This is a genomic window from Luedemannella helvata, assembly GCF_039528415.1.
In the GTDB taxonomy this organism is placed as follows: domain Bacteria; phylum Actinomycetota; class Actinomycetes; order Mycobacteriales; family Micromonosporaceae; genus Luedemannella; species Luedemannella helvata.
In genome coordinates, this window is record NZ_BAAALS010000002.1 from 238,902 (window position 1) to 259,286 (window position 20,385).

Below are 20,385 nucleotides of genomic sequence, written 5' to 3' on the forward strand. Positions count from 1 at the left end.
GCTCCCCCACAAGAAGATCCGGTGGATGAATCCTCTGTGGAGCGTAGGTCGCCACCTGGGGACACTTCACTACCCGCGCCTTACGCTGAAGAGCGTAAACCGGCCTGGTCCTCGAAGAAGCGCTCCCGGATGGCGACCGTCGCCGCCTCGGTGCGGTTGCCGACGCCAAGCTTGATGAGGATGTTGGACACGTGCACGCTCACCGTGGACTCGGCGATGTGCAGCTTCCTGGCGACCTCCCGGTTCGTCTCGCCGGCGCACACCCGCCCGAGGATCTCCCGTTCCCGCTTGGTCAGGCCGTAATGGTCGGCCGGCGCGGTGGCGCGCGGCACGCCCGACGGGGGCGGGCCCGCAAGCTTGAGGTCGATGCGGGCGAGGCGGGCGAGCGCCTCCACCTCCCTCAGCAGCGGCGCCGCGGCGAGCCGCGCCGCGACGGCGTGCGCTGAGCGCACCGCCTGCGTGGCCGCGGGCTTGTCGGCGGCCCTGACCGCCGCCTCCGCTTCCCGCCACCGGGCGTAGGCGGCGGAATATGGACGGCCGAGCTCGGTCCACGCGACGGCCACATCCGCCCACATCCCGGACCGGTCACCACCGCCGGCCCGGCACCGTTCGGCATCACACAGCCGGGCCAGGATGCCGATCTCCCGCGGCGCCGAGCGGCCCTCGGCGGCGTCGTTGGCCACGGCGACGAGTTCGCGCACCCAGGCCGCGGTCGCGTGCACCTGCGTGCCCGACCGTACGCACTCGTCGGCGGCAGCGCTGAGGGCGACCGCGCACAGCTGCAGCAGCACGAGGGAGTTCTCCGTCCCGCCGAGTGCCTCAAGACCACGCTCCACGGCGGCTCGTGCCGACGCGGCGTCGGACTGCCACATCGCGAGTTGCGCCTCGCAGGCGTGGAGCGGCCCGAGGAACCGCGGGTCTTCCGGCGCCTGGCTGCGTACCTCGTCGAGTAGTGCCCGCGCGTCGTCGAAGCGCCCCTGGGCCACGTCGATCTCGGCGCGGGTCAGCCGCAGGTAGACGCTCTCGCGCACCGGCCGGTCGACGAGCACCTCGTCGAGCAGCTCGACGGCCTCGTCCCAGCGCCCGAGCAGGAACAACGCGGTGCTGGTGTTGTTGGCGAGCACGCCGCCCTGGCGGGTGTCGAGGAGGCCGAGTACGCGGATCTCCCCCAGACCCTCGAGCTGTACGCGCACGGCCTCCGCCAGGTCCCCGGCGTGCTCGAGGGCCACCCCCAGGTTTCCGTAGACCCGTAGGCGATCTTCCAGGTGGTCGGCCTCGGTCGCGATCCGCAGCGCCTCGCGCAGCAGAGGTATCCCCTCGTCGACGCGGTCCAGCATGGTGAGCGCCAGGCCCGCGCTGTTGAGCGCGCGACCTTCCTCGGCCGTCGCGCCGACGTCGCGCGCCATGTCGATCGACTGCTGAGCCCGGGCGAGGCCCTCGGTGTACCGACCGGCGCGAATGTCCGCAGTGGCCAGTGCGGCCAACACCCTCGCCCGGACCGCCGACGGCGGCTGGCCGGCGGACAGCTCGAGCGCCCTGGTGTACGCGTCGACCGACTCGGCGAAGGAACCGGCCTCCCACTGGTAGCTGCCCAGCCGCACGTAGAGCTCCGCGGCACGGCGGGGATCCGCCTCGAGGTCGGTCTCGGCGATGGCGCCGCGCGCCCACTCGACCGCCCGATCGACATGCACGGCCCAGCGGGCCGCGTCCGCCGCCGCCATCAGCACCTCCGCCCGGGTCGTGCCGGCGACGGCCGCGGGATCGGTGACCGCTGGCCACAGACCCAGCGCCCGCTCGTACTGGATCTCGGCCTCCCGGAACGCACGCATGCGCACGGCGAGCCCGCCGGCCCGGACCGAAGCCGCGAGGGCCTCCTGGGCACGTCCGGCCTCGAACCAGTGGTACGCCAGCTCGAGTGACACGTCGGGGCCCGCCTCCGGGTCGGCGGAGAGCGCCTCGGCCATCGCGGCGTGCAGGCGCTTGCGCTCGCGCCGTAGGAGCCCTCGGTACACGGCCTCACGCAGCAGCGCGTGCCGGAAGGCGTACGTCTCCTCGACGGGATCCGCGGTGAGCATCTGCCGGGTGATGCACTCACGCAGCGCCCGGTCCAGTGCGCGCTCGTCCAGCTCCGTGACGGCGGCCAGCAGGCGGTCACTCACCCTGCGACCGGCCGTGGCCGCGAGACGCAACACGCCGAGAGCGTCCTCACTCACCTGGTCGATCTGCGCCGACATGATCTCCGCGAGATCATCCGAACCCACCCGCCCGTCGCTGGCGGCGTCCTCGGCGGCCAGCAGCTCCGCGAAGAAGGGGTTACCTTCCGACAGCTCGTAGTAGCGCTGGACCCGGTCCCGATCGATCGGCCGGGTGGCGACGTGGGACAGGAGGTCGCGCAGTTCGGGCCGGCTGAGGCCGGCGAGCGTCAGCCGGTGCGTGCGCCGGGTGAAGTCGGGCTCGGCCAGCATGCTCCGCAGCGGATGGCCGGACACCAGCTGCGACCGGTGGCTGCACACGAGCAGCATCCGCTCCCGCGAGGTGGCCCGGGCCAGGTACGCGATCAGATCCAGGGTCGACGGGTCGGCCCAGTGGATGTCTTCGAAGATCAGGACAACCGGGCCGTCGATCCCGACGTGGTCCAGCAGGCGCAGGACCGCGCCGAAGACCCGCGCCTGCGATCGCTGCGCGCCGGACACCGGGTCGGCACCCGTGAAGTCGGAGATGAGCTGCGCCAGCTCCGTCCAGGCGGGACCGGCGAGCGCACGGGCCTCCTCCGGTCCGTGCAGCCGGACGAGCAGGCGCAGCGCCTCGGTCAGCGGCGCGTAGGGGACGACGCCTTCGCCAAGTTCGATACAGGCGCCGGACAGCACCCGCGCACCGCGGGCACCGGCGTCCGCGGCGAACGTCGCGAGCAGCCGGCTCTTGCCGATGCCAGGGTCGCCCCCGACCAGCACGATGCCCGGCTCCTCGTCGGCGGCCGCAGCCAGCCACTGGAGGAGCTGCTCGCGTTCGCGGACCCGTCCGATGAAGGGCTGAGACATGCCGTCATCATGTCGTGTCACACAGACCCGACAAAGCCTTCATATGAGGCTCGCCGCGACCTACACCTGCCGTTACTTCCCGAGCACGCCGGGTCACAGACGCGGTCCGTCAGATCCCGCTGACGAACGGTACGGCGTTCCCGGGAAGGAAGTGCGGCGTGACGATGGTGACCGACAGGCGCGCCGGCAGCCGGCGACGGCGGGTCTCACGACGGGCGGCCGGAAAGCAGATCCGACAGCACATCGACGATCCGGTCGAGAGCCTCCGGATCGGTGAGCAGCGCCCCCACCTGATCGCCGGTCGTGGACGCCGCGTTCGGACGGTGACCCGGCTCGCCGGCGCCGAAGACCGTACCCAGGACGTGCACCACGGCGCTCCTGGCGTCCTCGCCCGACGCAAGGCGCGCCTCGATGGCGTCCATCGCGACCGCCGCCAGCTCGACCAGGCGCGCGTCCTCGGTCTCGTGACGGTCGGCAAGGACCAGGTACGTGGGCTCCGTCGCCGACTCCGGCCCGCTCAGTACGGGCACCTGCTTGCGACCGAGCGGGCGCTCGACGTAGCGCGCGTACCAGGCCGGACGTCGACGCATCGCGGCCAGAACGGTCTCGACATCGGCGACCACGGCGCGGTACGCGGCCGGGTAGTCGCCCGACGCCATCGAGCGCCGCTCGGCCCACACCGTGTACGGCCACACCGACGGACCGGCCGTGGCCTCGACGCCCACCCAGCCGAGCATGTCGACCGCGAGCGCCGTCAGCCGCGGCTCCCCACGCAACTCCGCGGCGAGCCACTTGGGCACTCGTGGCCGCTGCAGCGCACCGCGCGCACCGCGGCGGCGCCGATGAGCGTTGACGGTGGCCGCCGTCAGGCGGCTGCTGACCCAGCCTTCGAGATTGTCGATCGGCACCCGGGCGTGGCGGAACAGGTCCTCCAGGGCCGCCTCCACGTCGTCGTGGAACCGGTCCAGGCACTCCGGGCGCAGCCGTTGGACGGCACCGGCACAGCCCGGGTGCCCACGACGCATTTCGAGCCGGCGGGTGAGCCGGCCGAACACGACGGGCCACACGAGCTCGTACGCGGCGATGCGAAAGTCACGCCGCCGCACGGCGTCGAGGGTACGCACGTGGTCCGCCAGGACGCCCCGTCGCGCGAGTTCCCGGACAACGTCCGGCGTTATCTTCGATTTCACGGCAGCATTCACGAAGCGCTCCTTTCCGGGGGATCCGAAAGGGCGAGCACCGCTTTCCGAATAGCGCATGACGACCTAGCCGTCTGATGCCGGGGAATCAGTTGGCCAGACGAGAATTCGTCGATTCTTCTTTCGCGGAACTAGGGATGCCCGCCCACGAACAGAACCGTATGGCGCGCCCGTTGATGAAGCCACATGGGAAGTCAGAAATAGCAATACATCACTAGGCGGAGTCGCAATCTCCGCCATGATCGACGCAAGGGAACGCGTTTCCTAAGCGCAAGCTGCCGATCGTCTAAGGGCTCCGCGCTCGGAGCCTAAGGAGCCGGGTCGGCAGGACCACCACACCGCAAGGAGGTCGCCACCGCGATGTCGACGGAAGAAGCCTCGACGCCCACAGCACCACCCAGCCGTGACGATCACGAGCTGCTCATCGATGAGCTGCTGGCAGACGCGTCCGACACGACCGGCGGCCGCCTGCTCGCCGCAGCCTCCGGTGGCGACCCGGTCATGATGCGCGCCCTGGTGCTCATCGCGGTCGGCCTGGGCGAGCTGACCAGAGTGGACGGTCGGTGGCGGTGGAACACCGGCACCTCCCGCTCCGGCCGGCTCGCCGGCGTGCTCGAGGACCGCTCGACCGCCCTGTCCGACCGTCAGCTCGTCGCACTGCGCGCGGTGACGGAGGGTTGGGTGAGGCCGTACGAACTCGTCGCCGCCGAACTGGAGCACCGCGCGGCGCCCGGGACGCGCGTGTGCCCCGGGCTGACGCCCCGCCAGCGGCAGGTGCTGACGCTGCTCGGTGATGGCCTGACGGTCGATGCGATCGCCCGGCGCCTGTACCTGTCGCCGCGTACGGTCGGCAAGCACCTGGAACGGGTTTACCGCCGGCTCGGCACGTCGGACCGGCTCACCACCGTCCTGCAGGCGAAGCGGCTCGGGCTGCTGGGTCCGGCCGACGGCGGCGAGCCGGTGCCGGGAGCCGCGCGACAATCGCCCCTGGCCCACCCCACCGGCCACCGGGCAAGGCGTAGCGATGCCGCCTGACCCTGCCCGGCGCCGGCTCATGGTCGAGGTCCTGCGTGCCGAACTCGCCAGGGCGTACTCGGACGCACGCCTACGCGGCGCATCCCGCCAGCAGCTCGACAGCGCCCTGCGCGCGAGGATCGACGCGATTCGCGCCGGCGGCGCGGGGCTCGGCCAGGATGCTGAGGACGACCTGAACGATGTGGTTGAGCCTGCCCGGATCGGCGAGCACGTGCGGGATCTGCTCGTCCACATCGCGCACCGCGTGCGGCGGATCGGCTAGCGCGCTGGAAAGATCCGCGCTGCCGAACTGTTCGAGCAGCACCGCGGCGGTCAGCTCATGGATGTCGCGTCCCCGCGCCGTCTGCTCGCGGATGGCCTGGATCGCGGCCGCCGCCAGCTCACGGAGCCGGCAGTCCTGCAGCTCGTCGTCCCCAACCAGGGAAAGCCCCGGCGCGTCCGCCGCGTCGCGGCCGCCCACGGTGGCCGGCACGACCGGCGCGACCTTGGCGCCGAGAGGCCGCTCGACGTTGTCCGCGTACCACCGCGGACGGCATCGCATGGCCGCGAGCACCCGATCGACGTCACGTTGGACGGCAACGCTGTCGGCGCCGGCCCAGTCCCCCCGGGCCGCGGCCCGCATGTCCGACCACCGGTCCAGTGGCCAGAGCGACGTGCCCGCCGCGGTCGGTACCCCGACCCACGTCAACAGCGCGACGGCGAGGTCGCCCAGCCACGGGTCGTTGCCGAGCCGGTCAGCGAGCCAGCGGGGCAGGCGGGGCCGCTGCAAAGCGCCGCGCTCCCCACGACGGCGGCGGTGTGCGTTCACGGTCGCGGCCCGCAGCCTGGGCACCATCCACCCCTCAACGTTGTGGATGGGCGTATCGGCGTTGGTGAGCAGGTCGCCCACGACGGCCTCGACGTCGTTGTGGAAACGATCAAGGCAGTCGTCCTCAAGGTCCTGGATCGAGGTCGCGCACCGGTAGTGGCCCCGTTGACGTTCGAGGCCGCGAGTGAAGCGGGTGAACACAAGAGGAAAGGCCAGGTGGTATGCCGCGCCGTGCAGCTCGGCCCGCTCGCCGGACGTCGCGCGGCCAGCCGTCGCGGCCAGCAGACCCTCGGCCGCGAGGCGCCTCAGCCGGGCCACACCCACGCGGCCTCCATCGGTGGCGAATGGACGGTCCGCCTCGATCTCCTGCATTTCAATTACCTCCGGATGCCCTTTCGGCCACAGTGAAATAGGCATGCCGCAATCGTCTGCGGCGTGCCGAGTAAACCGGCGGAGAATGGCCGCAAGTGAGACACCGTCATTGGTGGGACGATGTGCCTCGGGCCATGGACTATGGATGTCCGAGAAGAAGTCTGCCGACGCGCCCGACGCGCCCACAAGGGCGTCAATATCCGTTTGACGGATCAGAGACGACCTCTGGAGTGCGAGCGAGCGTGCGCACCGTAGCGTCTTCTGTTTTCTGGCGGTTCAGATGAGTCCACCCATGCGTTCGGCGGCGGGTGTTGTCACTTGTGGACCGCGCGGCGCACAAGGTGCCGACCGGGCCGGAGGTTCAGCCCACCCGTTTCCCCTGCCGCCGTCACATGACGTATCCAGCGCCGTCAACGGCGGTTTCCGGCGAGCCACGAGTCGTGACGTGGTCATCCACTGGTCGCCGCCCGATACGACGAACGGTCACCCGCACCCCGACGGTCCGTCAACCACAGGCGAAGCCAACGGTCGCGTGAGGTAACCGCATCGCCACGCGACCGCCAGGAGATGCCACCAGGAGGGTCGCGCAGAATGAGCCTCTTCGCCGCGCCCGGCCGCGCCGCCCGGACCTCGGAATGGGGCACCGAGCTGCTGGACCTCGACGCGTACGTCACGCGGCTGCGGGACCGGGGTCCCCTCGACGCGAGCGCACCAACGCTGCGCCGCCTGCATCGGGCGCACGTCATGGCGATTCCCTTCGAGAACATCGACGCGGCACTCGGCCGCGGCATCCAGCTGGACCAGACGTCCATCCAGGCGAAGCTGCTACACCGCCGCAGAGGCGGTTACTGCCACGAACACAACCTGCTGTTCGGCTGCGTGTTGGAACGGCTCGGGTTCTGCGTGACCCGGCTGCTCACGCGGGTGTGTCAGGCGGACGGCACTGTCCTGCCGCGCGGTCACGCCAGCCTGCTCGTCGAGGCCGACGGCTGCGTCTGGCTGGCGGATGTCGGGTTCGGCGGCGGCGGTCCCCTCGAGCCGATCCCGCTCGTCCCCGACGTGACCGTCCGCCAGGCCGGTTGGCTGTACCGGGTGGTCGAGGACGCCGGCTGCTGGACACTGGAGATCGGGGGCCGGGGCGGCTGGCGGGGCCTGTACGCGTTCAGCCGGCTGGAGTTCCGGCAGGCCGACTTCGCCATGGCGAACTACTTCACCTCCACGCATCTGAGTTCGCCCTTCGCCACACAGGTCCTCGCCTACCGCACCGGCGCCGACGGCGCGCGGTACGGACTGAACGGTCTTGAGCTCACCGTGCAACGGCCGGGCGACGGGATCGTCCGACGCTCGCTGCATGTCGAGCAGGTCCCGCAGGTGCTCGAGCGGGTGTTCGGCGTCCAGCTGCCGGCAGCGGACCGGCTCAAGGTCTGTGACCTGCTGAGGGCTGGCCGCCGCGTCGAGGACACGTTCGCGCCCTGAGCCCGCTACCCCGATGCCATCCCGACCTGCGCGCCGGTCGCGGACCGAACCACGTCGACAAGAGTCGCGATGGCGGCGCGCGGGGACAGCCGGCCGTCGTGCATGATCAGCAAATCCTCGACGGCACACACCGGGGGCGCGCAATCCAGCGCGACAGCCAGCCGGGTATGCGCCCTGGCCCAGTCGGTGACGGTCGATATCAGCGCGAGCGGGCCTGTCCCGTCCTCCGGACGCGGTCCGGCTCCGCATCGCGCCAGCCACGCCTCGCGGTACGGCCAGTACGTCCACACCTTCGCCTCGTCGACGAGCTGGGCGACGGCGTCGCTCCTGCCGTAGTACCACGCCAGATAGAGCGCGTCGGCGTACTCCTGGCGGGCGTACCCACCGATCAGCGGGTGTCGGGAGCGCCGACCGGTGACGCTGTAGAAGGTGCTCGCGTTTCCTCTCGGGCACATCGACTCGACGACATGCCGCCAGCTGATCTCGTTCACGGACCGGGACTCGAGCAGCTGCTCCACCGCGGCACAGTAGCTCACCTTGGTGAGCCAATGGTTACGCTCCGTGACCCTGGCGCGGTTGAGGTCACGACGCCATCGGGCGGCGACTGTGTCGTGTAGCGAGGTCACCGGGGTAGCTGACACCACCACGTCCTTCCTCGATCGGATGACTCACAGTCTTGCGACAGCACGGACAGTCGCCATCACGCATTCGCGTGATCTCCGGCCCGCCCAGCCACCCGGTCCAGGACCGCGGCCCAATCGTGCGGCGGGGCGTCGCCGCGCCACACCACGTGATGATCCGGACGCACCAGGACCAGGTCGCGCTCCCAGCTGGTCCGAACCGCCGGGTCGCGGACGGCGAGATGGGTGACCGGGTATCCGCGTGCGCGTGCCGTTTGCGCGAGGTGGCGACCAAAGTGCCCGGCGGTCTGATCCACCAGCGTGAAGCCGGCTCCGAGCTGGTCGAACAGCTGCGTCCCGTCAGCCAGCCGCACGGCCGGCGCCCGGGCGCCGGGCCAGGTCGTCGGGCTGATCTTCCGCCAGTGCCAGGGCGGCCCGGAGCCCGCCTCGTGGCAGATGACGGCGGACCCGCCGTAGCGGTACCCGAAGTGGACACCCAGGTTGTCGATGAGGTCCACGTCCTGCTCGAGCAGGCCGGACAGCTGCTCCGCGGCGATGCCGGCGGCGGACAGGCTCTCGAACCGGCGCCACGTATCGAGCAGGCGGGCGCACATCTCGCGGTTGAACAGTGCGGCGGGCCGGCGTTCGGCCTCATAACTGGCCAGCAGTGTGGGGCCGCCCCAACCCCGGATCGACGCAGCGAGCTTCCAACCGAGGTCGACGGCGTCAGCGATGCCCGTACCCGTACCGAATCCACAACCGGGGTAGAACTGGTGCGCGGCATCGCCCGCGAGAAAAACCGGCCCACGCCGGTACGTCGCCGCCACGGCAAGCGAATCCGTCCACTGGGCGACGCCATGAACCGCGTCGACCTTGAAGTCGGCTCCCATCCACTGCCGGAGCAGGGCGACCGGATTGGACCCGAAGTGCTGGTCCGCGTGCACCGGCATGGTGCTGCTCCACTGGTCGGCATCGTTGCGGCGGACGAGGGCCAGCCCCGGTGGGGCGGTGACGTAGGCCCGGCCGTGCTCGGGCAGCAGGGCGGCCGGGGTGGTGAAGTCCACCGAGCAGTAGGGCCGCCCCCCGCCCCGATCCTCCATCGGTATGCCCAGACACAACCGGACCGCACTGCGCGCACCGTCGCACCCGACCACGAACCGCGCGCGTATCCGGTGGCGCGTGCGGGTCGCGGCCTCCACGACGGTCGCGGTCGCACTCTCCCGGTCGAGCCGTACGTCGCTGAACGTCCAGCCGCGCCTCATGTCCACCAGCGGGTGGGCGGCTGCGGCCTCCCGGACCACGTCCTCCAACAGCGCGCCACGCACCCGCTCGTACTCCTCAGCAGGGGCCGTTCCGTCGTTGACGGCGGCGAACCGGCGGCGCATGTTCTCGACGGACGGCTGCTGCCAGACCAGCACCGGTTCGCGGTCGAAACCCTGCGTGAACATGAAGTCGGTTGACCGGGTCGCGTCGACTCCTCGCAGCCGGATCGACGAGGCGAGGCCGAGGCGGCGGAGCAGCTCCATGCTGCGGCCGCTGATGAACTGCACTTTGGAACTGGCCGACAACGACGTGGTCCGTTCCACCACGACAGCGGATACGCCATGATGAGCCAGTTCGAGTGCCACGAGGCTGCCCACGATGCCGCCGCCCACGACGAGCACGGGAGTCTCCCCGATCTTCGAGCTCACGTGACTCCCCCGTCCTGCGCCGCTGGCGTCGTCGACCTCCCGTCAGAATCGCGGTTCGCGGCGGCCGGAACATGACGTCTTCGCGGGATTGCACGACGGACCCGTTCAGGGGCGCCGATCGTCCTCGGCTCTGGCGACGAGCCGGGCGAGCTCGACGCGCTTGTTGATGCCGAGCTTGCCGAAGATGTGCCGCAGGTGGCTGTCGACGGTGTGCGGGGAGATGAAAAGCTGCTGGGCGACCTGGCGGTTGGTCGCGCCACTCGCGACGAGACGGGCCACCTCGTACTCGGCCCTGGTCAGACTGGCCAACATCGGGGCAGGTGAGGCCACCGCGTCACCGCGCGTCCCGGCGCCGAAGGTCTGCATCCGCCGCTCGAGCCGCTGGTACACCCGTGTCGCGCCATGTCTGCGGGCGATCTCGTCCGCTTGGCCCAGCAGGTCGACGGCGCGTGACCGGCTGCCCGCGGCGTACTCGGCAACGGCAGTGTCCTCCAGCGCGCTGGCGAGCGCCAGCGGGCGCGGGACGTCGCGCAGGCGGGCCACGGCGTCCCGCAGCAGGCGGACGTCCGTACGCAGCAGGCCCGCGGCATGGCGGGCGGCGCCCGCCAGCGAACCGATCACGGGGTAGGCGTCGGCCAGGCGCTCGGCAGCGGCCACAGTCGCCCGTGCGACATCCCGCTCGCCCGTCTGCCTGGCCGTGCGCACCAGCATCGGCGCCGCCGCCGGATCGTTTCCGAACAGGAGAAGCCGACCGGGGAAGCGGTCCACGATGCTCCGCAGAGCGACCAGGGCCGCGGACGGGTCGTCGTCGGCGTCCGCGAACACGGCCCGGGTCCACGCCACGTCCTCGGGAGCGGCGGTAACGCCGTCGTCGAGCAGGGCCTGCATGTCGCGGATGTGGTCGCGTGCCGCCGGCAGCTGGTCGCGCACCGTGGCCAGCCGAGCGAGCAGGCCGAGCAACGGCACGCTCAACTGCCGGGCCGTCAACTGATCCGCGATACGCAGGCCCGCCTCCGCCTCGGCCTGCGCCTCGTCGAGGTCGCCACGCAGGCCCAGGAGCACCGCGTGATAGTAGTGCCAGAGCGGCTGCGACCAGGCGGTGCCGAGTTCGTCGGCCTCGCGACGGCCCACCGAGTACGTCTCATCGGCCTCGGCGAACAGGTCGTGCGAGGTGAGCGCGACCCCCAGCCAGATCCGCGGGTGGCGGTGACGGGCGGCGCCGCCGAACCGCTCGGCGATCTCCACGGCCGCCCGCGCATGCGCCAACGCGTCGTCGAGCCTGCCCTCCACATGGGCGGCCAGCGTGCGGGCCGCCAGCCCGTACGCGGCGGCGGCATGCTCACCGGCCCGCCCGCCCAGCACATACGCCTGCGTACCCGCCCGGTCCACGCCGGCCACGTCGTCCATGTCGTACATCAGGGCGTGCGCCTGTACGGCGTAGAGCTGCGCACGCACGGCGTCCGGCACGGAGCCGGCGGCCAGACCGCGGGCGGCGTACTCGACGGCCGCCTCGTTGTTGCCGGCGTGTTTGAGCGCCTCGGCCAGTCCCAGGAGCAGCGTCGCCTCGGTGGTCGCGTCCAGCCCGCGCCGCAGTGCGGCCTCCCCGAACGCGCGGGCCTCGGCCAGGCGCCCGGCGGAGGCCAGCAGCCCGACCGCGTCGGCGCTGAGCTGGACATACGCCTCGTCGTCGGGGTCCAGCCGCTCCAGCGCCCACACGATGAGGCTGGCTGCCGTGCCGGGCGCCCGGTCGGCGACCTCGGCCGCAGCCTGACGCAGGACGTCCACGGACGACCGGTCTGCCGGGGTGCCACTGCGGATCAGGTGCGTGGCGGTTTCCACCGGCGACCCGCCCGCGTCGTGGACGAGCGCCATGGCCTCGCGGTGCATCGCCGACCTGACCGGGGCCGACGTCCCGTTGTAGACCGCCTCGCGGATGAGGTCGTGGCCGAACACGAGAGCGTCACCGTCGATGGCGAGCAGGCCGGCACCGACCGCCTCCTCCGCGGCCGTCGACAGGTCGCCCCCACGCACCCCGAGCAGGGTCGCCGCGGTGTGCAGGGCGAACGGTCGACCGAGCACCGCTCCGGCTTGCAGCAGCCGTCGCGTGTCCGGGGCAAGGCCCCGCAGCCGCTGGTCCACGGCCGAGTAGAAGCCGGTGGGCAGCTCGTCTCCGACCACGGTCGCCACGCCGTCGCTGACCACGATCTGCCCCGTGTCCTGCAACGTCCTGAGCAGGTGCTTGATGAGGAACGGGTTGCCGGCGCCGCGCTCGGCCAGGGCGAGAACGGTGGCGTCCACGTGCGCGCCGAGGACCGAGGCGCACAGCTGGCTCACGGCGCGCTCGTCGAGCTGGCCGAGGACGATCTCGTCGCTGCCCTGCTCACGCAGCCAGTCCAGGGCATCCTGGACGGGTGTGCGGGCCGGCACCGGCCGCCGGCTGATCAGCCAGCACAGTGGCGAGGCCGTGAACGCCGGCACCAGCGACCGGAGGGCGAGGACGCTGAACTCGTCCGTCCACTGCGCGTCGTCGAGGATGAGCAGCAGCGGCCGCTGCGCGACGTAGTTTTCCAGCGCCTCGGCGATGCGTTCCACGTACCAGAAACGCTCCCCCTGGTGGCTATCGAGCCTGGGCAGGTCCAGCGGGACCGGCCCGATCCGGCGCAGCATGGTCAACAACGTGGACAGCGGGGCCACCTGGTCGATCTCGGTCGCCTCGGATGAGCCGACCGCCAGCCCCTTGGCCCGGGCGTGCGCCCGCGCGTCCGCCAGCAGCCTCGTCTTCCCGATACCCGGCTGGCCGGTGATGACCAGGCCGCCGCCCGCGCCGCTGCTGGTGGCGTCGATCATCCGGCGCAGCGTCGCACGTTCCCGGTCCCTGCCCAGGACCGGCGGCGGCGAGTCGACCATGTGCTCCTGCTCCGTTCGCGCTATCCCGTGTCGGCTTCAGAGTTAACCCAGAAGGCGGGCACGCCGCCAGCGTCGTATCGGATCCGCTGTGGACACGCACGCACAGACTTCCCTGGCACACGGCCTACTCGAATGCGCAGATCTCCTGCTCATCGGCTCATCATCCGAGTGATGCGGGCCGTTCTGCGCGCCGCCTACGGTCGGGTCACAGCCCAACTTCGCGTATGTCGACCCCGGAGGTGCGGTGCACGTGTTCCTTCACGATTCATTCGCTCGACAACTACGGCTCGGTCGCCTGCGCAAGGGCGACAGCCGCCTGTTCGTCGTTCCCCTCGACCACTCCGTCAGCACCGGCCCCGTGGTTCGCGACGGCCGCCTCGACGACCTCGTCGAGCAGATCGGCACGAACGGCGCGGACGCCGTCGTGCTGCACAAGGGCAGCCTGCGCCGCGTGGATCCGCGTCGGTTCGGCACGCTCTCACTCATCGTGCATCTGAGCGCCAGCACGGCCCACGCCGCGGATCCCGACGCCAAGGTTCTCGTGGCGACCGTCGAAGAGGCCCTGAGCCTCGGCGCCGACGCGGTCAGCGTTCACGTGAACCTCGGCTCCGCGCAGGAGGGCCGTCAGATCGCCGACCTGGCCACGGTCGCCGGGGCGTGCCACCGGTGGGGCGTACCCCTTCTCGCGATGGTCTACCCCAGAGGGCCGCGCCTGCATGACCCGGCCGATCCCGACCTTGTGGCCCACGCCGCGGCGCTCGCGGCTGAGCTGGGCGCCGACCTGGTCAAGACCGTGTTCCCGGGATCGGCGCAGGCCATGGCCGACGTCGCCCGCAGCTGCCCCATCCCGATCCTGGTCGCCGGCGGCCCGACCGGTCCCGCCGACGACGACCTCTTCGGCCGCCTGCACGACGCGGTGCGCGGCGGCGCCGCCGGCGTCGCCGTCGGTCGTCACGTTTTCGCGTCGGCGAACCCCGCCGCGGTTGTCAGCAAGATCTCCGGGCTCGTCCATGACGCCGCACTGGCCGACCCGCACGAAACGACGGGAGGCCGGGCATGAAGCTCACCTGGCTGGACCTGAGGCAGCTCGCCCCCTCGACGCCCGGCGACGGCGGGCCGCGCGACGCGATGCTCGCGGAGGCCACGCAGCAGCGCATCGACGCCATCGTCGCGGCCGACCCGGCCGACCTCAAGGATGTTCCACCGACGATCAGCAGGGTCCTGTGCCCGCCCGGACCTGAGCTGCCCGCCGACGCGGGCAACGCCGACATCGTGATCCTCGACCATCGGCACGGTCCGCTCGAAGAATGGCAGGCGCGCTACCCCGCCGTGCAGCTCGGGCAGTTCATCGAGGTCACCGACGCGCACACGCTCGACCTCGCCTGCGCCAGCGCGCGGAGCGCACCGTGGACCGTGCTGTCCTTCCGCGACGCGACGAGGATCCCCTTGGAGATCGTCCTCGCCGCGGCCACAGGCGCCACCGGCAGTGTCATCACCGTCGCGAACGACCCGCTGGACGCGGAGATCCTATACGGCGTGCTGGAGCACGGCTCGGACGGCGTGATGATGGCCGCGCACGCCGTTGGCGACGCCACCCGGCTGAAGGCCGCCGCGACGCCCGCGACGCCCGACATCGCGCTCGTCGAACTCGAGGTGATGAAGGTCGACCACATCGGGATGGGCGAACGGGCCTGCGTCGACACGTGCTCCTATCTGCGGCCCGACGAGGGCCTTCTCGTCGGTTCCCGGTCGCGGGGTCTGATTCTCTGCGTCAGCGAGACGCATCCGCTGCCCTACATGCCGACCCGCCCGTTCCGGGTCAACGCCGGGGCGATCATGTCCTACACGCTGGCGGCGCCGGATCGCACGCGCTACCTCAGCGAGCTACGCGCCGGCGGGGTCGTGCTGGCCGTCGACGCCGCCGGACACAGCCGGTACGTGACGGTCGGCCGCGTCAAGATCGAACGACGGCCCCTGCTCAGCGTGGACGCGTGCGCACCGGACGGTCGCGTCGTCAACCTCATCGTGCAGGACGACTGGCACGTGCGGATCCTCGGCCCCGGCGGCGCGGTGCTCAACTCCACCGAACTGCGCCCGGGTGACCGCGTGCTCGGCCACCTGCCGCACGGGGACCGCCACGTCGGGTACGCCATCGACGAGCTGTGCTACGAGCAATGACCGCAGCCGCCCTCCCGTGCCCGATCTTCGACTTCCACGCGCGGCTGCTGCCCCGCCCGGGCGCCACCGAGGACCTGCTCACAACCATGGCCGGGGCCGGCATCGCGGGCGCCGCCGTGGCCGCCGGCGGGGTCGTCGGCCTCGACGTGCTCTCCGCGCAGATCACGTACGGCGGTTACAGCACGGCGACGCCGGCGAACGACGCGGTGCTGGCCGCGTGCGCGGCGTCGGGCGGGCGGCTCGTGCCGTTCTATTTCGCCAACCCGCACGCCGGCGTGCGGGCCTACCGTGCGCAGGTCGACGCGTACCGGGGCCTTGAGCTCTCCCCCGCGGTACACGGCCTGTCCTTCGACGACCCCCGCACGAGGGATTACGTCGCCGTCGCGTCCGACGCGGGCCACCCCGTGTACGTGGTGTGCCTGGGCCGCCCGGGCACGCGCCCGGCCGACCTGGTCGCGCTCGCGGCGCGCTTTCCCCGCACCACGTTCGTGTTCGGTCACTGCGGCCACACCGGGATCGACATCGCCGGTATCGACATGATCGCCGCCCGGGAGAACGTCGTGGCCGAGACATCCGGCTGCTTCGGTGTGGTGGTCCGCCACGCGCTGTCCCGGCTCGGCCCCCGGCGGGTGCTCTTCGGGACCGAGTACCCGTTGCAGCATCCCGCCGTCGAGCTGGCCAAGTACGCCTCCCTCGACCTGTCCGCCGACGACTGGCGGCAGGTCGCCTGGCACAACGCCCGTCGCATCCTCCGCGAGGAGTACCCATGACAACATCCCTGGCCGATCCCGCCGCGCTGCCCCCGCTCGGCGCGTGGCACGACTACGACGAGCTCGCGGACGTGCAGGCGCGCCAACTGCCGCTGGCCCTGCGACGAGCGGCGGCGTCACCCTTCTACCGCCGGCGCCTCGGCCCCGCCCTGCCGCGCGACCGCGCCGGGTTGGCCGACACCCCGCTGACCACCAAGCAGGACCTGCGCGACAGCTACCCGTTCGGCATGCTCGCCGTGCCCAGGAACCGGTTGGCCACCTACCACGAGTCCAGCGGCACGACCGGGGTGCCGACCGCGTCGTACTACACGGACGGGGACTGGACCGATCTCGCCCAGCGGTACGCCCGCAAGTGGACCGGGATCGGACCCGCCGACACGTTCCTCGTGCGCACGCCGTACGCACTCATGATCACAGGACACCTGGCGCACGCCGCGGCCCGGATGTGCGGGGCGACGGTCGTACCCGCGGACAACCGGACCACCGCCATGCCGTACGCCCGGGTGGTGCGCGCGCTGCACGACCTGGACGTGACCCTCACCTGGTCGCTGCCGACGGAACCCTTGCTCTGGGCGGCCGCGGCGCGCCTCGCCGGCCTACGGCCGGACCGCGACTTCCCGTCACTGCGCGCGCTGTTCGTCGGCGGCGAGCCGCTCAGCCGGGCCCGGCGCGACCGCATCGCGGAGATCTGGGGCGTGCCCGTGGTCGAGGAGTACGGGTCGACGGAGACGGGCAGCCTGGCCGGGCAGTGTCCGCGGGGACGCCTGCACCTGTGGGCCGACCGGGCGATCTTCGAGGTGTACGACCCCGGTACGGGCCGGATCGGGCCGGACGGGTGCGGGCAGCTGGTGGTGACGCCGCTGTACCGCGAGGCGATGCCGCTGCTGAGATACAACATCGAGGACGACGTCGAGGTCCGGTATGAGTCGTGCGGGTGCGGCTGGGCCCTGCCCACCGTACGGGTGCTCGGCCGGTCCGCCTCCGGGCACGCCGTCGGGCCGGCGACGGTGACGCAGGCACGCCTGGAGGAGCTGGTCTTCGCCCTGCCGGTCCGCTACGAGGTGATGTTCTGGCGGGCCAGCGCGCAGCCGCACCAGCTGCGCGTCGAGATCGAGGTGCCGGCCGGGCACCGCGACGCCGCGTGTGCTGAGCTGGCCGCTGCCGTGCGGGCCGAGTACGGCATCGAGGTGCGGGTCGACCCCGTCGAGCCGGGCGGCCTCGTGTCCCGCGACGCGCTGACAGCCACGGCCGACGTGGTCAAGCCACGCGGCCTGTTCGGCCCGGACGAGGACTGGGACCGTGCGCTGCGCTACTACTGAACCGACCATCATCGGCGCGGGCATCGCCGGCCTGACCCTGGCGGCCGCGCTGGGCCGCGAGGGCACGGGCTGCACCGTGTACGAACAGGCCGACGCGTTCACCGGCGTCGGCGCGGGTGTCCAGCTGACACCGAACGCCACCCGGTTGCTGCGTCGGCTCGGGCTCGGCGCATGGCTCGCGGGGACCGGGGTGCGGCCCACCGCGATCGAGCTACGCGACTGGCGGTCCGGCTCGGTCCTCACGCGTGTCGAGCTGGGCCGGGCGTGCGAGGAGCGGTACGGCGCGCCGTACTACACCATCCACCGGGCGGACCTGCACGAGGGGCTGCGCGCTCTGGTGGCCGACCGGTGCGGCGCCCACACCGTGCGGGTGGGCCGCCGCTGCGTGGCCGTGCGCGAGCGGGAGGACGATGTCGAGGTCCGGTTCGCCGACGGATCGGCCGTCGCGGCGGACCTCGTCGTCGGCGCCGACGGCGTGCACTCGGTGGTACGGGCGGCGCTGTCCCCGGACGCGTCCCGTCCCACGGGCACGAGCGTCTACCGGGCGCTCGTACCGGCTGCGATCGTGCCGCGCCTCGCGACCGAGCCCAGGGTGCTCCTCTGGCCCGGGCCCGGCCGGCATGTCGTCTGCTACCCGGTGCGCGGCGGAGCCTGGCTGAACGTCGTCGCCACCGTCCCGGACGCCACACGGTGCCAGCCGGCCGACGCCTACCGAGGTTGGTACGAGGACGTCCTCGGCCTGCTCACCGCGGGCGAGCCGACCACCTGGGCGGTGCACGACCGACCCGCACCGCCCCTCTTCGGCGCCGGCCGGATCGCGCTGACCGGCGACGCGGCCCACCCGGTGCTGCCGTTCGCCGCCCAGGGCGCGAACCAGGCGATCGAGGACGCCGTGGTCCTGGCCGGCTGCCTCCGGCTGCCCGAACGCCGGCGCGCGCTGGGCGAGTACGAACGCCTGCGCCGGCCCCGGGTGGCGCGGATCGCCGCCGCCTCACGGGCCAACGGCGAGCGCCTGCACCGGCCCGACGCCGATCGGCGCGACCTGTTCGACAGCGCGTGGATCTACGGTCACGACGCCGAGCTGGCCGTCCCCGCGGGCGGCCGGCGATGAGCGACCGTCTGGACGGCCGGGTCGCGATCGTCACCGGCGCCGCGCGAGGCATCGGCGCCGCGGTCGCGGCACGGCTGGCCGAGCTGGGGGCGGTCGTCGTGGCCGCCGACCGGGACGCGGCCGGCGTGAGCCGCATGGTCGAGCACCTGCGTGCCGGCGGCGACCGGGCGTACGCGTACCCCCTGGACGTGCGCGATACCGCGGCCGTCGAGGCAACCGTGAGCACGGTGGAACTCGACATCGGCCCGATCGCGATCCTGGTCAACGCCGCCGGGATCCTGCGGACCGGGCCGCTGACGGCCCTGACCGACGCGGACTGGGCGGAGCTTGTCGACACCAACGCGGGCGGGGTCCTGCGGATGAGTCGCGCCGTCGCGGGACCGATGCGGTCGCGACGGCACGGCTGCATCCTGACGGTCGGCTCGAACGCGGCCGGCGTCCCCCGCGCGGACATGGCGGCGTACGCGGCGGCCAAGGCGGCGGCCACCCACCTGACCCGATGCCTGGGGCTGGAGCTGGCCCGCGACGGGGTGCGCTGCAACGTCGTCGCGCCCGGCTCCACCAACACCGCCATGCTCCGGTCGATGCTGACCGAGGAGTACGGGCTCGACGACGTCATCGGCGGCTCGCCGGACCGGTTCAAGCTGGGCATCCCGCTCGGCCGGCTCGCCCAACCGGGCGACATCGCCGACGCGGTCGCCTTCCTGGCCTCCGACCGCGCCCGGCACATCACCATGCAGCAGCTCTATGTCGACGGCGGCGCGAGCCTGCAACCCTGAGGAGCCTTCCCCCGGGTCATTCGCGCTATCGCCCGCCCGGCTGCCGGGACGCGTGAACGAGCGCGGCGAGCTGCACCCGCGAGGTGATGTCCAGCTTTCGGAAGATGTGGCGCAGGTGGTAGTTCACCGTGTGCGGGGACACGAACAGGCGGCTGGCGATCTGCCGGTTCGTCAACGCTTCTCCCACCATGCCGGCGATCACCCGCTCAGCCGCCGTCAGGCTCGGCCAGCCGTCGATCGTCGCGGGGTGCCCGGCCGTGTCGCGCGGACCGGACCCCGCGCTGCGCGACACGGTCTCCGGGCGCTGCGTGCCGAGCACCGTCAGGGCTCCCTCAAGCGTGGCCGCCGCGACCCGCAGGAGATCGGCCAGCTGCCGCAAGGGCGCTCCGGGGTCGCCCTGCTCGACCTCGCCGGCACCGACCGGATACCGCGGTCCATCCCACTGTTCGACTGTCATCGCGACTCCTCTCACGACTCGCGTGGTGCGTCGCTCGAACACTGACGGCCCGCATGAGTGGGCCCGCCACCGCAACCGCGCTACGTCAGCTGAGGCGTGATCGCGTTCCTGCGGCGGTTCACAGGAGCCCGCGCCCTGTGCGGCGGCTGGGATTCGTCAGTGCGCCTCAGCCGCGCCGCTCGCGGGTACGGTTGAGTCGTTGGTTCTCGTAGCCCGTCAGCGACGCGGTCGCCAGCCCGCGCGCGAGCTTGAACTCGATGCCCGCGTCGATCAGCGGCCACGCGGCGGGATAGTCCAGCGCCTCACCGCCGTACATCTCCCAGACGAGGCACGCGGCGCCGAAGGTGACGAAGCCGCCCCGATCGTCGGCCACGACGGCGCGCAGCTCAGCGAGGAAGCCGTCGCGGTCCTCCCTCGAGTACGCGCGTAGCAGACCGCCACGGTCCCACAGGTGGTCGACGTCGACGCCGCTGTGCTGGGTATCGAGCGAGAACCGGCCGAGGGTCTCCAACCAAGGCGGCATGTCCTCGGGCAATCGCGATCGAGGGGTCCTGCGGAACCATCGCACGCTCGTCTCTGACGGACAGCGGTCCGTCAGAGAGGACGAGAAGCGCCAGGGAGGCGG

General features: G+C 72.0%; 16 protein-coding genes. 8 read left to right on the plus strand and 8 right to left on the minus strand.

The genetic code is table 11. The annotated features are described in order from the left end of the window. Nucleotides 1–80 precede the first annotated feature (80 nt). Complete coding sequence (locus tag ABD191_RS03230; protein WP_344076578.1) at nt 81–3,038, minus strand: helix-turn-helix transcriptional regulator; 2,958 nt, start codon at nt 3,036–3,038, stop codon at nt 81–83. 206 nt (nt 3,039–3,244) lie between these two features. Further along, on the minus strand, nt 3,245–4,240 hold the full coding sequence (locus tag ABD191_RS03235) for a hypothetical protein (protein WP_344076581.1): 996 nt from the start codon (nt 4,238–4,240) through the stop codon (nt 3,245–3,247). 357 nt (nt 4,241–4,597) lie between these two features. Here ABD191_RS03235 and ABD191_RS03240 point away from each other — a divergent pair, with 357 nt between their 5' ends. Beyond that, nucleotides 4,598–5,272 carry a helix-turn-helix transcriptional regulator gene (locus ABD191_RS03240; RefSeq protein WP_344076583.1) on the plus strand — a complete coding sequence of 225 codons (675 nt, stop codon included), beginning with the start codon at nt 4,598–4,600 and terminating at the stop codon, nt 5,270–5,272. 70 nt (nt 5,273–5,342) lie between these two features. Here the strand turns inward: ABD191_RS03240 and ABD191_RS03245 are convergent, their stop codons facing one another. Beyond that, a complete protein-coding gene (locus ABD191_RS03245) occupies nt 5,343–6,404 on the minus strand; it encodes a hypothetical protein (RefSeq protein WP_344076586.1) in 1,062 nt (353 codons plus the stop codon). Nucleotides 6,405–7,043: 639 nt separating this feature from the next. Between ABD191_RS03245 and ABD191_RS03250 the strand changes: the two genes are divergently transcribed. Continuing rightward, the gene (locus ABD191_RS03250) at nt 7,044–7,928 is read left to right on the plus strand and encodes an arylamine N-acetyltransferase family protein (RefSeq protein WP_344076588.1); all 885 of its coding nucleotides are present in this window, start codon (nt 7,044–7,046) and stop codon (nt 7,926–7,928) included. A 5-nt stretch (nt 7,929–7,933) separates the two neighbouring features. On the opposite strand, the gene ABD191_RS03255 is transcribed toward ABD191_RS03250, so the two are convergent. The 3 genes from ABD191_RS03255 to ABD191_RS03265 form a co-directional block, all read right to left on the minus strand. Then, complete coding sequence (locus ABD191_RS03255) at nt 7,934–8,446, minus strand: hypothetical protein (RefSeq protein WP_344076590.1); 513 nt, start codon at nt 8,444–8,446, stop codon at nt 7,934–7,936. A 182-nt stretch (nt 8,447–8,628) separates the two neighbouring features. Next, nucleotides 8,629–10,239, minus strand: coding sequence for an FAD-dependent oxidoreductase (locus ABD191_RS03260; RefSeq protein ID WP_344076592.1), 1,611 nt, complete (start codon nt 10,237–10,239; stop codon nt 8,629–8,631). Between the two features lie 105 nt (nt 10,240–10,344). Continuing rightward, complete coding sequence (locus tag ABD191_RS03265; protein WP_344076594.1) at nt 10,345–13,146, minus strand: ATP-binding protein; 2,802 nt, start codon at nt 13,144–13,146, stop codon at nt 10,345–10,347. A gap of 244 nt (nt 13,147–13,390) precedes the next feature. On the opposite strand from ABD191_RS03265, the gene ABD191_RS03270 reads away from it, so the two are divergent. The 6 genes from ABD191_RS03270 to ABD191_RS03295 are packed head-to-tail and all read left to right on the plus strand — an operon-like array spanning nt 13,391 to nt 19,303. Beyond that, on the plus strand, nt 13,391–14,206 hold the full coding sequence (locus tag ABD191_RS03270) for a 2-amino-3,7-dideoxy-D-threo-hept-6-ulosonate synthase (RefSeq protein WP_344076596.1): 816 nt from the start codon (nt 13,391–13,393) through the stop codon (nt 14,204–14,206). After that, nucleotides 14,203–15,324 carry a 3-dehydroquinate synthase II family protein gene (locus tag ABD191_RS03275; protein ID WP_344076599.1) on the plus strand — a complete coding sequence of 374 codons (1,122 nt, stop codon included), beginning with the start codon at nt 14,203–14,205 and terminating at the stop codon, nt 15,322–15,324. Before ABD191_RS03270 ends, ABD191_RS03275 begins: the two co-directional genes overlap by 4 nt. After that, nucleotides 15,321–16,094: an amidohydrolase family protein gene (locus ABD191_RS03280; RefSeq protein ID WP_344076601.1), complete on the plus strand. Its 774-nt coding sequence runs from the start codon at nt 15,321–15,323 to the stop codon at nt 16,092–16,094. The genes ABD191_RS03275 and ABD191_RS03280 overlap by 4 nt, the downstream gene beginning before the upstream one ends. Further along, nucleotides 16,091–17,413 carry a phenylacetate--CoA ligase family protein gene (locus ABD191_RS03285; protein ID WP_344076603.1) on the plus strand — a complete coding sequence of 441 codons (1,323 nt, stop codon included), beginning with the start codon at nt 16,091–16,093 and terminating at the stop codon, nt 17,411–17,413. Before ABD191_RS03280 ends, ABD191_RS03285 begins: the two co-directional genes overlap by 4 nt. Next, nucleotides 17,394–18,524 (plus strand): FAD-dependent monooxygenase, encoded by a 1,131-nt coding sequence (locus ABD191_RS03290; protein WP_344076605.1) that lies wholly within the window; start codon nt 17,394–17,396, stop codon nt 18,522–18,524. Before ABD191_RS03285 ends, ABD191_RS03290 begins: the two co-directional genes overlap by 20 nt. Next, entirely contained in the window at nt 18,521–19,303 is a 783-nt protein-coding gene (locus ABD191_RS03295) for a 2,3-dihydro-2,3-dihydroxybenzoate dehydrogenase (RefSeq protein ID WP_344076608.1), read from the plus strand. The genes ABD191_RS03290 and ABD191_RS03295 overlap by 4 nt, the downstream gene beginning before the upstream one ends. A gap of 25 nt (nt 19,304–19,328) precedes the next feature. On the opposite strand, the gene ABD191_RS03300 is transcribed toward ABD191_RS03295, so the two are convergent. Both ABD191_RS03300 and ABD191_RS03305 read right to left on the minus strand, forming a co-directional pair. Further along, nucleotides 19,329–19,760, minus strand: coding sequence for a helix-turn-helix domain-containing protein (locus ABD191_RS03300; RefSeq protein ID WP_344076610.1), 432 nt, complete (start codon nt 19,758–19,760; stop codon nt 19,329–19,331). 166 nt (nt 19,761–19,926) lie between these two features. Continuing rightward, nucleotides 19,927–20,283 carry a hypothetical protein gene (locus ABD191_RS03305; RefSeq protein ID WP_344076612.1) on the minus strand — a complete coding sequence of 119 codons (357 nt, stop codon included), beginning with the start codon at nt 20,281–20,283 and terminating at the stop codon, nt 19,927–19,929. Nucleotides 20,284–20,385 lie beyond the last annotated feature (102 nt).